This is a genomic window from Ruegeria sp. TM1040 (genome assembly GCF_000014065.1).
GTDB lineage: Bacteria > Pseudomonadota > Alphaproteobacteria > Rhodobacterales > Rhodobacteraceae > Epibacterium.
In genome coordinates, this window is the sequence record NC_008043.1 from 359,372 (window position 1) to 371,697 (window position 12,326).

Annotated in this window: 12 protein-coding genes; 6 read left to right on the forward strand and 6 right to left on the reverse strand. The window is 58.2% G+C overall.

Annotated elements, in window-relative coordinates:
• Positions 1–71: 71 nt before the first annotated feature.
• From iolD to iolG, 5 genes are all read left to right on the forward strand, one after another.
• Positions 72–1,940: a 3D-(3,5/4)-trihydroxycyclohexane-1,2-dione acylhydrolase (decyclizing) gene (gene iolD, locus TM1040_RS02160; protein ID WP_011536963.1), complete on the forward strand. Its 1,869-nt coding sequence runs from the start codon at positions 72–74 to the stop codon at positions 1,938–1,940.
• A 100-nt stretch (positions 1,941–2,040) separates the two neighbouring features.
• Complete coding sequence (gene iolC / locus TM1040_RS02165) at positions 2,041–3,015, forward strand: 5-dehydro-2-deoxygluconokinase (protein ID WP_011536964.1); 975 nt, start codon at positions 2,041–2,043, stop codon at positions 3,013–3,015.
• 12 nt (positions 3,016–3,027) lie between these two features.
• Complete coding sequence (locus tag TM1040_RS02170; protein WP_011536965.1) at positions 3,028–3,870, forward strand: 5-deoxy-glucuronate isomerase; 843 nt, start codon at positions 3,028–3,030, stop codon at positions 3,868–3,870.
• Positions 3,867–4,697, forward strand: coding sequence for a class II fructose-bisphosphate aldolase (locus tag TM1040_RS02175; protein ID WP_011536966.1), 831 nt, complete (start codon positions 3,867–3,869; stop codon positions 4,695–4,697). Before TM1040_RS02170 ends, TM1040_RS02175 begins: the two co-directional genes overlap by 4 nt.
• A 1-nt stretch (position 4,698) precedes the next feature.
• The gene (gene iolG / locus TM1040_RS02180) at positions 4,699–5,688 is read left to right on the forward strand and encodes an inositol 2-dehydrogenase (RefSeq protein ID WP_011536967.1); all 990 of its coding nucleotides are present in this window, start codon (positions 4,699–4,701) and stop codon (positions 5,686–5,688) included.
• 143 nt (positions 5,689–5,831) lie between these two features.
• Here the strand turns inward: iolG and TM1040_RS02185 are convergent, their stop codons facing one another.
• Positions 5,832–6,857: a YeiH family protein gene (locus TM1040_RS02185; RefSeq protein WP_011536968.1), complete on the reverse strand. Its 1,026-nt coding sequence runs from the start codon at positions 6,855–6,857 to the stop codon at positions 5,832–5,834.
• 6 nt (positions 6,858–6,863) lie between these two features.
• Positions 6,864–8,093, reverse strand: a complete 1,230-nt coding sequence (locus TM1040_RS02190; RefSeq protein WP_166485495.1) for a cytochrome-c peroxidase — start codon at positions 8,091–8,093, stop codon at positions 6,864–6,866.
• Positions 8,094–8,240: 147 nt separating this feature from the next.
• Between TM1040_RS02190 and TM1040_RS02195 the strand changes: the two genes are divergently transcribed.
• Entirely contained in the window at positions 8,241–8,684 is a 444-nt protein-coding gene (locus TM1040_RS02195; protein ID WP_011536970.1) for a tetratricopeptide repeat protein, read from the forward strand.
• A gap of 67 nt (positions 8,685–8,751) precedes the next feature.
• Here the strand turns inward: TM1040_RS02195 and TM1040_RS02200 are convergent, their stop codons facing one another.
• From TM1040_RS02200 to TM1040_RS02215, 4 genes are all read right to left on the reverse strand, one after another.
• Positions 8,752–9,066, reverse strand: a complete 315-nt coding sequence (locus TM1040_RS02200; RefSeq protein ID WP_011536971.1) for a Dabb family protein — start codon at positions 9,064–9,066, stop codon at positions 8,752–8,754.
• 88 nt (positions 9,067–9,154) lie between these two features.
• Positions 9,155–10,213 (reverse strand): TRAP transporter substrate-binding protein DctP, encoded by a 1,059-nt coding sequence (dctP, locus tag TM1040_RS02205; protein ID WP_011536972.1) that lies wholly within the window; start codon positions 10,211–10,213, stop codon positions 9,155–9,157.
• Between the two features lie 36 nt (positions 10,214–10,249).
• The gene (locus TM1040_RS02210) at positions 10,250–11,725 is read right to left on the reverse strand and encodes a TRAP transporter large permease (protein ID WP_011536973.1); all 1,476 of its coding nucleotides are present in this window, start codon (positions 11,723–11,725) and stop codon (positions 10,250–10,252) included.
• On the reverse strand, positions 11,725–12,315 hold the full coding sequence (locus TM1040_RS02215) for a TRAP transporter small permease (RefSeq protein ID WP_011536974.1): 591 nt from the start codon (positions 12,313–12,315) through the stop codon (positions 11,725–11,727). Before TM1040_RS02215 ends, TM1040_RS02210 begins: the two co-directional genes overlap by 1 nt.
• Positions 12,316–12,326: the final 11 nt, after the last annotated feature.

The following is a 12,326-nucleotide window of genomic DNA, read 5'->3' on the forward strand; positions in this document are numbered from 1 at the left end:
ATCGTGTGAATCGAGATCTAGCAAGCCACATTTGGCAATGCGCCGCTTTTTCCCATGGGAGATACGCTGACATGTCTGCGCAAGACGACACCATCCGCCTGACCACAGCACAGGCCATCATCCGCTGGCTGTGCAACCAGTACATTGAAATCGATGGCGAAGAGATGCGCCTGTGTGGCGGTGGCTTCGGCATCTTTGGACATGGCAATGTGACCTGTCTGGGCGAGGCGTTGAACACCGTCCGCGATGCGCTTCCGCTCTATCGCGGACAGAATGAACAAAGCATGGGATTTGCAGCTGCAGGATATGCCAAGACCTGGTTACGGCAGCGGTTCATGTTCTGCACCGCAAGTGCGGGGCCGGGCACCGCCAATCTCGTGACGGCGGCAGGGCTGGCTCATGCCAATCGCTTGCCGATGCTGATGCTCTGCGGAGATACCTTCCTCACCCGCCTGCCGGACCCAGTTCTGCAACAAATGGAAAACTTCAACGATCCGACCTTTGGCGTGAACGACGCGTTCAAACCGGTCAGCCGCTTTTGGGATCGAATCTGCCATCCAGCACAGGTGATTCAATCGCTCCCGGCTGCGATTGCAACCATGCTTGATCCGGCGGATTGCGGCCCGGCCTTTATCGGCCTGCCTCAGGACGTGCAGGGCTGGACCTATGATTATCCAACTAAATTCTTTGACAAAAAGGTACATCGCATTCGCCGTCAGGCACCAGATGCAGATGAAATCGCAGATGCGGTCGCCGCGTTAGCCGCGGCGGAGCGCCCCATCCTGATTGCAGGTGGTGGCGTCCAATACTCTCGCGCCGCAGAAACACTCCGTGAATTTGCCGAGACCCACCAGATCCCGGTGGTCGAAACCATCGCGGGCCGCGCCAATATGCGGGCGACACACCCCCTGAACATCGGCCCGATTGGGGTGACAGGGTCAGACAGCGCAAATGCAATCGCGGAAAAGGCCGATGTGATCGTCGCCGTTGGCACCCGGTTGCAAGACTTCACCACCGGATCCTGGACAGCCTTTTCAAAGGACGCTCAGTTTATCTCGATCAACGCCGCGCGCCATGATGCAGGCAAGCATATGTCCTTGCCAGTTGTGGGCGATGCCAAGTTGAGCCTCGCCGCAATCGAGGCCGCAACAGACTACAATGCACCCCTAGATTGGGTCGCTTATGCGCAGGATCAGCGCAGCAAGTGGGACCGATATGTGGTCGAGAACACCGCCCACGGCAATCGCCCTAATTCCTATGCCCAGGCGATCGGCGTCGTGAACGACCTCTGCGATCCGCGCGACCGCGTAGTGGCCGCTGCGGGTGGGTTGCCGGCTGAGGTCACAGCAAACTGGCGCACGCTTGATATCGGCACGGTGGATGTGGAGTTTGGCTTTTCATGCATGGGGTACGAGATTGCTGGCGCCTGGGGCGCGCGCATTGCTCAGTCGCAGATGGAACCCGATCAGGATGTCATCACTTTCTGCGGGGATGGCTCTTATATGATGCTGAACTCGGACATTTATTCCAGTGTCCTCTCAGGCAAAAAAATGATTGTTCTCGTGCTCGACAACGGAGGCTTTGCGGTCATCAATAAACTGCAAAACAACACAGGAAATCAGAGCTTTAACAACCTTCTTGCGGATTGCCCGACCATTGCAGAACCCTTCGGCGTGGATTTTGTCGCCCATGCCGCCTCGATGGGGGCGATGGCCGAAAAAGTCGCCAACCCGGCAGAACTAGGCGAGGCATTCAAACGCGCGAAGGCTGCCGACAAGACCTATGTGATCGTAATGGATGTGGACCCCTATGAGGGATGGACCACCCAAGGGCATGCATGGTGGGAAGTCGGAACGCCCCATATCACCGAGGATGAAGCCGTCAGGACTGCGCATCTGGACTGGGAGTCCTCGCGCAGCAAACAGCGAAAGGGCATCTGATGAAGCGCTTTCTTGCACTCACATCCAAACTTGTGTCGCCCGCCTTCGAGATACGTTCCCGTCAGGCACCGTTGAACGCGGACAACACGGAGGGACAACAGTGAACCTGATAGACGGCATCAAAGGCAATCGCTTTGCAGTCTTTGGACGCGCTGGCATGGATATGTTTGCCGACCCCATCGGAACCAAAAGCGAGGACGCCACGACATTTCGCGCTGATCTGGGGGGATCTTCGGCCAATATCTGCGCCGGTCTTGTAAAACTCGGGGCAGAAGCGGCACTCGTCACCTCGGTCTCGGATGACGCGGTCGGACGATTTTGTGTGAACCGTCTGCGAGACTATGGAGTCGAGACACGATATGTCCGCGCGGTCGGAGGCGAAGCACGCACATCGCTAGCCGTCTATGAGAGCCGGATTGATGATTTTCAGAACGTGATTTATCGCAATGGCGCTGCCGATTTTCAGGTGACCAAAGCCGATATGGATGCAGTCGACTATAGCGCGTTCTCGGCTCTGATCACGGCAGGCACGGTCTTTGCCGCCGAGCCGTCTCGCTCCGCGACCTTTCGCGCGTTCGAGCACGCACGGACGGCGGGACTGCCAGTAATCTTTGACATTGATTACCGCCCCTATAGCTGGCCCTCGCCCGAAGTGGCCTCGGAGGTCCTGACCCGCGCAGGTGAGGCCAGCGACCTGATCGTGGGCAATGATGAAGAATTCGGCTTTATGGCAGGTCACATCGACAAGGGGCTCGAGAAGGCGCGCGCCCTCGCCGCACAAGGTCGCATGGTGATCTACAAGATGGGCGAGGCGGGCGCGATCACCATTGCCGAGGGACAGGAAATCCGTACCGGCATCTACCCTGTCACCGCAGTCAAACCCAATGGCGCAGGCGATAGTTTTATGGCCGGGCTTCTAGCGTCAATCGCGCAGGGCCATGCGCTCAGTGACGCCGTACTGCGTGGGTCAGCCTGTGCATCCATCGTTGTCTCCCAGCCTGGCTGCGCAAACGCCATGCCTACAACTGCCGAGCTTGAGGCCTTTCTGGCTTCGCACCCCGGCCCAACCGTCTGAAAGGAACGCCCAATGCATATTGCGCCCCATGACAACCAAAACAAACCTATCGTAGACGCAGAGCATGATTTGGTGCCGCTGAACTACTTCAACATCGTAAAGCTCAGGCGAGGAGAGGTGTTTGAATACGCCGTACCCGGCTATGAAACCTGCGTTGTGCCCGCCACGGGCACCGTCGATATCGACGTCGAGGGCGCGATCTATCCCGACCTTGGCAATCGCACCGAAGATGTGTGGGATGGCGAGCCGGAGGGTGTTTATGTGCCCGTTGGAGCCAAGGTGCGCATCACCTGCAAAACCGACGTTACCGAGACCTTTATCGCCGGTGCAAAATACGACAAGGTGCTGGAGCCCTTCGACGTGCGCGCGGATGCGCTGGATGTTGTACAGTATGGGTCTGACGACACGAAGACGCATCGCAAGATCAAGCATATCCTGGGCGCGAACCACCATGACAAAGTAGGTCGTCTCTTGGTGAGCGAGCTCTATACAGTTGGGGAGGGCGGCTGGTCCGGGTTCCCGTCGCACAAGCACGACACCGACCGCCTGCCTGATGAGACCCGCCACGACGAGACCTATAATTTCCGTTTCAAGCCAAACTATGGTTCCGGCGTGCAGATGCTTCAGCGCGAAGACAATCAACCTGGCGACGCCTATCACATCATGGACGGATCGACGGTCCTGATCGACAAGGGCTATCACCCTTGCGCGGTTCTGCCGGGATACCAGATGTATTACTTTACCATTCTGGGTGGCCTCAGCCAGCGAAGCCTCAAACAGTATTTCCAACCCACCCATGCCGAGCAGCTGCACACGATTCCCGGCATCATGGACATGGTGGCAAAGTTCAAATGAGTCTGGCGACACTAAGAGACGTCCTTCAACCTGCATTGAAGGACGGCTACGCTGTGGCAGGCCTTGTCACGCTGGGGTGGGAAGACATGCGCGCCTATGTGGCAGCAGCAGAGGCCGAACACGTGCCAATAATCCTGCAAGCTGGTCCGTCGTGTAGGGAGCACACGCCTTTGCCGGTGTTGGGCAAGATGTTTCGCCATCTGGCCGAAGCGGCAAGCATACCGGTCGTGGCGCATTTGGATCACGGCTACACGGCCGAAGACTGCCGGATCGCGCTTGAAAGCGGTTTTACGTCGGTTATGTACGACGGATCGCGCAAAGCGCTTCAACAAAACATCGACGAAACCGCTGCAATCGCGGAAATGGCGCATAGCGCGGGCGCATCCTGCGAAGGCGAGATCGGCTTTGTCGGGTACTCGGGGGGCGAAGGCTCTGCAGGGACAGATCCGGAAGAGGCCGCCCGATTTGCGCGTGAGAGCGGCGTTGATGCAATGGCCATCTCTGTGGGGAATGTCCACCTCCAGCAAGACAAGGAAGGCGGTTTGGATGAGTTGCGGATCCGCGCGATCGAAGCGTTGACCGATGTGCCGCTGGTCATCCATGGCGGCTCTGGCGTGCCAGTGGCACAACGCCAAGCGCTCGCGCGCGGCTCCAAGATCTGCAAGTTCAACATCGGGACAGAATTGCGCATGGCGTTTGGGCAGGCGCTCCGCGCTGCGGTCAACGCGGATGATGCGCGCTTTGACCGGGTGCAAATTCTCAAGGAAACACATGATCCCGTCGTCACAGCGACACGCCGGGTGTTACAAGCATTTAAGGGAGCCTGAAATGGCAAGGATCGGACTTCTCGGCTGCGGCCGGATTGGTCAAGTTCACGCGCGCTCGATCAGCCAGATTGAAGGTGCCACCGTGACGGCAGTTGCAGATGCCTTTGCAGAGCCCGCACAGGCCTTGGCCGACAGTACTGGCGCGCAAGTTCTGGACCCTTTGGCGCTGATCGAAAGCACAGAGGTGGATGCCGTCGTGATCGGCACCCCAACAGACACGCATTATGATCTCATCCACGCGGCAGCCCGCGCTGGCAAAGCAATCTTCTGTGAAAAACCAGTGGATCTGTCGTCTGATCGCATTCGCGATTGTATTGCTGCAGTGGAACGCGCAGGCGTCCCCTTTCTGACAGCGTTCAATCGACGGTTTGACCCGAACTTTGCAGACCTACAAACGCGGCTCCGCCAGAAGCAGATCGGCGAGGTCGAGATCGTGACGATCCAGTCGCGAGATCCCTCTCCGCCACCCGTCAACTACATCCAGAGCTCGGGCGGGCTGTTTCGTGACATGATGATCCACGATCTCGATATGGCGCGGTTCTTGCTGGGCGAAGAAATGGTACGGGTCTACGCGGTTGGCTCGGCGCTGATCGACCCCGAGATTGGCAAGGCTGGCGATGTCGACACAGCCGCCGTCACGCTCACCACCGCAAGCGGCAAGATCTGTCAGATCACCAACTCGCGGCGGGCAAGCTATGGATATGACCAGAGGATCGAAGTCCACGGCTCTGGCGGTATGCTGCGCGCGGAAAACGTGCATGAGACAACCGTGGAAATCGCAACACAGTCCGGGTTCACCAGAGCCCCGGTTCAGCACTTCTTTCTGGAGCGCTATAAGGCCGCCTATCATGCGGAGATGTCTCATTTCGTCGCGGCAATCGAAACAGGCAGTGCGCCGACCCCCAGCCTGTTTGATGGCTTGCAGGCCCAGCTTCTGGCGGATGCCGCAACGCGATCATGGGTCGAGGGCGGACCGGTCGACCTGACCTGAACGCGGCGCCCCTGCATGCAGCGGGATAACACATGAAACGAGTGTACCAAGCCCCTGATATAAGGGGCCTGGTACATTCAAGGGCGAACCCATTGGACGAGACCAAGACACGCTGCCCGCGCAGGTTTGGTGGAAATGGCGTGTCACATCACGACAAAGGCCAGCACGAACACCGCAAGTCCAATTGTCTGCGCAACGATCATTGCAACGGAGCTCCCCCCTAGCGAGCGCAACTCGCCGATGGAAGTCTTCATTCCCACTGCAGCGACCGCCGTCACAAGCGCTGCGCGCGACAGCGTATCGCTTGGCTGCACCAGCACCTCTGGGATCAAATGCATCGAGTTCAGCGCCGCGAAAATCAGGAAGGCCAAAACAAAACCGGGGATCAACGGCGGACGCTTGGCGCCAGCAGGGACTTGATTGCGCAGGACCAGCGCGCCGAGGAATACGATCGGCGCCAGTAATGTGACCCGGAACAGTTTGACAACGGTAGAAAAATCGCCTGTCTCGGTGTCGATCGAATACCCCGCGCCAACAACCTGCGCGACATCATGGATCGTGCCACCAAGAAAGACACCTGCATGACGCGCATCCAATCCCAGGCTCTCGGCCAGGATTGGATAGAAGATCATAGCAACCGTCGACATCAACGTCACCGCGATTACCGTAAAGCTCAGGTTGCGCTCACTATCTTGGGTCTTTGGCAAAACTGATGAGATTGCAAGGGCCGCGGAAGCCCCGCAGATCGCAACAGCACCCCCGGTCAAAAACCCAAAGAGCCGGTCTTTGCCGAGCATTGGTGCCAATACGATGGAGCATATGATGGTCAAAAACACCCCGGCAAAGACCACAAGAATGAACTCCATCCCAAGCCCATGGATCATCTCGACACTCACGCGCAGCCCCAATAAGGCGACCCCGACGCGCAACACGACGCGCGCCGCAAATTGAATGCCAGGACCGGTGCGAGGCTCTTGCGACAGGAACTGGAAAGGGATGCCCAGAAGGATCGCCATCAGCATCACTGGCGCGCCATAGTGGTCCGAGATGAACTGCGCGGCCATTGCGATCATGGCGGCAAGAGCAAGCCCCGGGCCGATGTCGCGCGCCTTTAGCAGAAACGCACGCGCGACGAAGCGCCCGCGTGGCGCGATGGATTGTGTTTCCATTGATCCTTACCTGTCTACTGGAAGGCCGCTTGGAACGGTCTTGGGAATTTCAGATGTCTGTGCCTCGGCCCGCGCACCGGTCAAACTGTGCAAAAATGCAACCAGATCAGCGACTTCCGCATCGGTGCGCGGTGGGATATCTATATCGCGCGCTGCGGCCTGTCGCGCCATTTCGAGTCTATCTTGTCGGATCACAAAATCGATCTCGCGCAGCCACGTCACATCAGGCAACACCAGAAGCTCAGGCGACCAAGCCTCACGCGATCTGACGGGATCCAGATGATGCCGGACCATCAACTCCAGCGTCGGAAAGGCACCGTTATGCCCGTAAGGGGCCGTCAGCGCGACATTGCGCAACATCGGCGTACGAAAGCGGTAGAAATCTTCAAGAGCATCGCTCTCGCCCGCGCGCCCCACATCGCGTGCATAGGGATCAAACTTTCGCGTGCGCCCCGGCCCAAAGGCTGGGAGCCCCAGTGCATGAAACCCCTGATCCGTCAGCAAGGATCCGGCGTGGCAACCGCTGCAGCCAGCGGTCCCGAAAAACAGATCTGCGCCACGCTTCTGACTTGCGGACAAGGCGGTATTGTCGCCGGAAAGATAGGCATCGAACGGGCTGTCATAAGAGGTGAAATCCTGCACCATGAAATGCGCCAAAGCCTCGGCAACATGTGTGATATTGACGTCCGGAGCAGTGCGGATGTCCTCAAACGCGCTGATAAAACGCTCGCTGTATTCCGGGATGACCCGCACCCGTTTGGCCAGAATGGGCCAGGCCGCATCGATCCGATCGCGGGCGGCGCCGATGACCTCGTTTTCGCCTACGTTGCCCGCCATCTCGATGCTCGAGGTCATCGGGAACAGCGCTTGGGCGGCAAGCAAGGACTGAAGACCCTGTGGCAACCACTCCTCTGCGGGCGTATTAAACCCATTTGCATAGATCGGATCCCTGCTCACGCGGCCGTCATGCATCACATGCTCAAGCGCGTGCGCCCCGAGGTTCCAAAGCGCTGGCGCGTTCCGGGGCACACGTTTTTGCACCCGGTTTTGTCCCGTATCGCTTTGGCGTTCCGACCCCAATCCATGCCCCCCCTCGCCCAGCCCCAAAGAGAGCCCATCAGAAGTTCCGTGACGCGGATGATGACAGGTGCCGCAGCTGATATTTCTGTTCCCTGACAGTATTTTGTCATAAAATAGCAGGCGACCGAGTTCGGCTTTGGCGGGATCGGTCGCCATGAAATCATCGGGTGTCAAAGCCGGTGGGACATCAGGTGCAGCTGCGGCCCAATGAGGAGCGCTGACGGCGATAAATACCGTCAACAGGAGTGAAACAAGATGATGAAGTTTGCAACGCACAGGATCATTGCAGCCACGCTGGCTGGGATGATCGCAACCACCGGTTTTGCTGAAATCGAAAAGGCGCGGGACCTGATGGAGGCGGGCGACTTTGAGGACGCCAAGCAGGAACTTTGGCCAGCTGCGCGATCCGGCAATGCTGATGCCGAGGAATTGATCGGCGTCATGTATGCCATGGGTCTGGGCGTTGAACGTGACGACGCCCGCGCCTTTGAATGGTACCTGCGCAGCGCCATGAAAGGACATCCCGGCGCGCAGTCCGGCATTGGCTGGTACTATGAGGTTGGGCGCGGCATGCCCGCCCCGGACCTGGTGCGCGCCTACATGTGGTACACCCTGTCCGCCATCGGTGGAGACCCCGACGCTGCGATCAGTCTTGAAGAAGTGGTCAAAAAGATGACCCCAGCGCAGATTGAAAAAGCGCATATCCTTGTCTCCGATTACAAGGTCTGGATGTACCCGTTCAATTAACGGGGCCACTAAAAAGACGTCCCGGGACATTCAAAGATGAGAACTGGCACACGGCCTGTCGCGCGCGTCAGTCTTCAACCTCGAGATCATAGACCAGAATACTATCCGCCCCACCGACGCAAAGATCGACCAGCCGCGCGGCCAGAGCCATATGGGTCGGGTGTTTGGCGTATTCATCCAAGGCGTCTTTGTCCTTGAACTGCAAGACAAACCCATAGCTGTAGTCTTGTGTCTTCTGTTCGAAATCCCGATTGGGCCCGAATTCCGCGCTCATGCAGCGGCGGATCGACAGGGCAAAATCGCGCAATTCTGACAACACTGCATGCTGCTCGACTGCGCGAGCTTCGTCGGAAAAATTGCAGAATACACAATGCAGGATCATGCGCGCCCCTCCCCTTCCCAAACGTTCTTTCCCTGAGCGTATCGGATAAGGGCCGCCGCGCAATGAGACGGCCCCTGTGTTTACAACCTTATTTCAGGTCTTTAGCGCGATCCGCGTCGATCTCGGCCTCGGCAGCTGCCACGGCGTCGGTCAGCGCGGTGAAGATTTCGTCACCACGGGTCACGTTGGACTTGAACCAGTCGTAGACCGGGGAAGCGGCTTCTTTGAAGGCGGCTTTCTGGTCCGGGGTCGGTACGTAGAGGTCGCCACCACCTGCTACGAATTCTTCGTAAGCCGCGATGGATTTACGCTTCGGAGACGCGAAGGTCGCCTGCTGCAGCGCGTAGAAGCCGTCCACAACCACGCGGCGCATGTCTTCCGGCATCGCCTGGAAGCTTTGGTTCGACATCCACCACAAGGCCCCCATGTAGGCGTGGCCATCCAGGGTGACATACTGCAAACCAGCATCGGGGAACTTCATGCCCATGATGTCGGTGATACCGTTCTTCGACCCTTCAACAACTCCGGTCTGAAAGGAGGTGAACAGTTCCGGCCACGGGATCGGGGTCGGGGATGCACCCAGGGCTTTGACCAGTTCTTGCGGCAGGTCCGCAACCACGGTGCGAATCTTCAAACCTTCCATGTCCGCAGGCTCTGCGATGCGGCGTTTGGTGTTGGCAAAGTTGCGCCAACCGCCGGTGTTGCCGATGGTCATCAGACGAATGGTGTCGCCGGAATCTTCCAGAGCCATGTCCCGCATGGTGCGGGTGAAATCACCGGACAGGACATGCTCTGCAATCCGGTCGTCCGCCATCAGATACGGAAGGTCCAGAACCTGCACATAGGGGAACAGGCCGGAGGCACCGCCCGAGGTCGAGATATAGATGTCAATCGAACCATCCGCGACGCCCTGAAGGCATTCCGCCCCGTTCGAGCACAGCTGCGTACCGATGAACAGCTCCACTTCGATGGCGCCATTGGATGCGGCTTCGACGTAGTTTTTGAAAACCACGAGGCCATCGTAGTCTTCGTCGTTTTCGTTCGAGTTTGCCGTTGCACGCAGTGTGTAATCGGCAGCACTTGCTGTCAGGGCGGTGCCTGCCAGAAGCACCGACAGCGCAGCTGTCTTAACCAAAGTTTTGAGCATTCATATCTCCTCCTGTTATGCTCTTCTTTTTGTCTACTAGTTCAAGAACCCAGTAAGCCTTGGAACTGTAAGGGAAATCGCGGGCACGAAAGTGATCAGAAAGATCACTGCGATCTCGATCGCCAGGAAAGGCAGGATCGCCCGCGCGATCGTGGTCACCCTCTCGTGTGACACCGCTGCCGCCACAAACAACACGAGCCCCATCGGTGGCGTCGCCAGGCCAACCGTCAGATTGACGCACATGATGATTGCAAAATGCACCGACTCGACCCCGAGATCCGCAAAAACGGGGCCGAGAATGGGGCCAAGAATGATGATCGCCGGCCCCGCATCGAGGAACATCCCTACGATGAAGAGCAAGAGGTTGATCAGGAACAACAGGATCAGCGGGTTCTCGGACAGGGTCAGAATGAAAGAGGCAAGCTGCTCCGGCGCATGGCTGAGGCTGACAACGGTTTTGAACGACATCGCCGCCCCCACCAGCAAGAGCACAACCGAAGAGGTGATGCCCGCACGAGTCAGCACATCCGGCAGATCTGCCAGCGTCATGGTCCGCAGCACGCCAAACCCGATGAAAATCGCATAAGCAACCGCTACGGCTGCGGCCTCTGTCGGGGTGAACACACCCGCTAGGATACCGCCAAGGATCAGCACAGGGGTCTGCAATGGGACAACAGCCCGTTTGCAGATCAAGCGAAACTCATGGCTGACCTGGCGTCTCAGGCCAAGCATCAGCCCATGCGCCGCAAGGAGACTCGCGAGGAAGATCAACCAATGAGTTGTTGCAGTGGCGTCTGCCCCGCTGGGTACGAACTGCGACAGGATCAGGCCGAGGTTGAGGCGCACCAGAAGAAAGGACACCACGGATTCCATCCGGCCAATTTCGACCTTTTCAAAAACAACGCGTTTTGCTTCTGGCAACTGGTACCGATTGGCCATCAGACGCACCGCGACCATCAGCCCAACCCCCACCAGAACACCCGGCACGATCCCGGCAAGGAAGAGCGCGGCGACGCTTTCCCCCATAACATAGGCGTAGATGATCATGATGCCCGAAGGGGGGATAATCGGGCCGATGACCGAACTTGCGGCAGTGATGGCAGCGGCAAACCGGCGCGAATAGCCTTCTTTTTCCATCGCGGGGATCAGCATGGACCCAAGGGCCGAAGTGTCTGCGACCGCAGAGCCAGACAGGCCAGCAAAGAGAATCGAAGACAGGATGTTCACCTGTGCCAAGCCTCCGCGCAGATGCCCCATCAATGCCTGAGAGAACTCCACCAGTCGCTGCGTGATGCCGCCACGGTTCATCAACTCCCCTGCCAACATGAAGAAGGGGATCGCCATCAGCGGGAAGCTGTCCATACCATTGTAAAGGTTACGATAAAGAAGTGTCAGGTCGCGTTCTTGACCGTTCAAAATCAGCAACGCGCCGGGGGCCGCCAGTAGGCTGAAGAACACCGGTAGGCCGATCATCAAAAGGACCAGAAATACCGGGAGGAACCAAATCAGCATTACTCCGCACCTCCCATGGTGAACTTGTCGCGTGCGGGCAACAGGTCGCCCTGCCCGAAGATATGCACAACGCGCTCGAGCATGAGCTCGATGCACACGAGGATCAAAAGTCCGACCCCGATCAAAAGCGACATCATCATCCAGCTGCGCGGGACGCGGTACCACTCATCAAACGCAAAGGATGTCGGGACATAGAGAGACGCGGTGGCGAAGCGGCCGCCAATCCCGCCAACTTCTTTGTATCCGATCTGAAAGGCGAGGATCAGCACGCTCATGGCGATGCCCAGAAGCACCAGTTGCAACAGGTGAACTGCCACCCCGCGCAAGAGGACTTCGAAGACATCAATGGCGACAAACCCACCGCGCCGAAACGCGGTCGGCGCCATCAGGCCAGTCATCCACAGCATGCAGAAACGCGCTGCCTCGTCCGGCCAAGGCAGCGCATTTCCAAGCACATAGCGAAAGAAAACCTGAATCAGGATCGCAATCACCATTGCGGCAACGGCGCACACCCCGATCCAGCGTCCAACCGCCAAAAGCCCGCTGTTGAGCGGGCGTAATACAGCCAGTAGAGCCAGGATTGGCTTCATTTGTTGTCATC

Coding starts and splice junctions, on each gene's coding strand:
- iolD (WP_011536963.1), top strand. CDS start 72: ATGTCTGCGCAAGACGACACCATCCGCCTGACCACAGCACAGGCCATC.
- TM1040_RS02170 (WP_011536965.1), top strand. CDS start 3,028: ATGCATATTGCGCCCCATGACAACCAAAACAAACCTATCGTAGACGCA.
- TM1040_RS02175 (WP_011536966.1), top strand. CDS start 3,867: ATGAGTCTGGCGACACTAAGAGACGTCCTTCAACCTGCATTGAAGGAC.
- iolG (WP_011536967.1), top strand. CDS start 4,699: ATGGCAAGGATCGGACTTCTCGGCTGCGGCCGGATTGGTCAAGTTCAC.
- TM1040_RS02185 (WP_011536968.1), bottom strand. CDS start 6,857: ATGGAAACACAATCCATCGCGCCACGCGGGCGCTTCGTCGCGCGTGCG.
- TM1040_RS02190 (WP_166485495.1), bottom strand. CDS start 8,093: ATGGCGACCGATCCCGCCAAAGCCGAACTCGGTCGCCTGCTATTTTAT.
- TM1040_RS02195 (WP_011536970.1), top strand. CDS start 8,241: ATGATCGCAACCACCGGTTTTGCTGAAATCGAAAAGGCGCGGGACCTG.
- TM1040_RS02200 (WP_011536971.1), bottom strand. CDS start 9,066: ATGATCCTGCATTGTGTATTCTGCAATTTTTCCGACGAAGCTCGCGCA.
- dctP (WP_011536972.1), bottom strand. CDS start 10,213: ATGCTCAAAACTTTGGTTAAGACAGCTGCGCTGTCGGTGCTTCTGGCA.
- TM1040_RS02210 (WP_011536973.1), bottom strand. CDS start 11,725: ATGCTGATTTGGTTCCTCCCGGTATTTCTGGTCCTTTTGATGATCGGC.
- TM1040_RS02215 (WP_011536974.1), bottom strand. CDS start 12,315: ATGAAGCCAATCCTGGCTCTACTGGCTGTATTACGCCCGCTCAACAGC.